This window comes from Acidiphilium sp. JA12-A1, assembly GCF_000724705.2.
In the GTDB taxonomy this organism is placed as follows: domain Bacteria; phylum Pseudomonadota; class Alphaproteobacteria; order Acetobacterales; family Acetobacteraceae; genus Acidiphilium; species Acidiphilium multivorum.
On the sequence record NZ_JFHO01000202.1, the window covers coordinates 1 to 947 of the forward strand.

The 947-nt window shown below is 58.1% G+C and carries 1 protein-coding gene and 1 pseudogene; both read right to left on the minus strand.

Annotation, left to right across the window (positions count from 1 at the left end; all coding sequences use genetic code 11):
• Positions 1–250, minus strand: a 250-nt coding sequence (locus RT91_RS21040) for a type II toxin-antitoxin system Phd/YefM family antitoxin (RefSeq protein WP_240314374.1), incomplete at its 3' end; no start/stop codon positions are given.
• 487 nt (positions 251–737) lie between these two features.
• Positions 738–947, minus strand: a pseudogene (locus RT91_RS19285) (DUF805 domain-containing protein); the annotation flags it as partial.

Genomic DNA, 947 nt, shown 5'->3' on the forward strand with positions numbered 1-947 from the left:
TCATACGCCGCTTCGGATCGATCCGACTGCATATCCTGGAACATCTGGTTGAAGGATTCCTGCATGCAGCCAACTCGCCGACCGGAACCGTGCCCGCCGCCTTGACCGCCTCGTAGAGGTCCGGCGAGATGACCACGAATTCGAGCTTACCGTGTCGGGTCACTTCGACAGGTGCCCGCCTGGCCTGTTCCCCGAGCTTTGCGAAGCTGCTCCGAGCGGCACTGGCCTCGATGACGGCTGACTTGCTCATGTGAACCTCGCAATTCCACTTTTGTCCAAATTACCCGTTCTGTACGATATAGGCAATCGGTGTCGGCTTGCGAGTCCGTGGGTATCGACACGGCTCCGGATCGCCCTCCGGCCACGGGCCGACAATGTCCGTCAAGTGCTCGCCGATCGCCATGAAACTGTCGTTCGTTACGCATATGGAACACGCGACCTCGGGCAAGTACCTGCTCCGGCTAGAGATCTAGGCGCTCATAGAGACTGCCGTCCGACGTCGGTTGGATATGCGCCGGCGAAGGGCGTGCTGGCGATTGCCGCAGACGCCGGTCGACGTCGTGCCATGGCACTGAACCAGGAATTCTCAGTACGATCGAAACGACCACACTTGACATAATGGTCGATCGATGTTTTGCGTTCTGAATTCAGAATGCGGTATTTGTCACACCCAAGGTGACTGGTCAGTTCATCGAAAACGACACTTGCAGACGGGGCGAGCCATACGATTTTTGATGTCACTCGGAAGCCGGACCATATCTGTTTGGCCGCGGGCCGCCTCGCGACGCCAGAAGGCTGATCACCCTCACCCAGGTCACCCCGGTAAAGACGGTCAGGACCAACAAAATCTCGCCCTGCCAATGGGTTTCCTGGTGTCGGGACAGCAGACGCATCCATTCCTCGCTCACCATGATCAGGGCGGCGAACAGCACATAGAACACCACGAT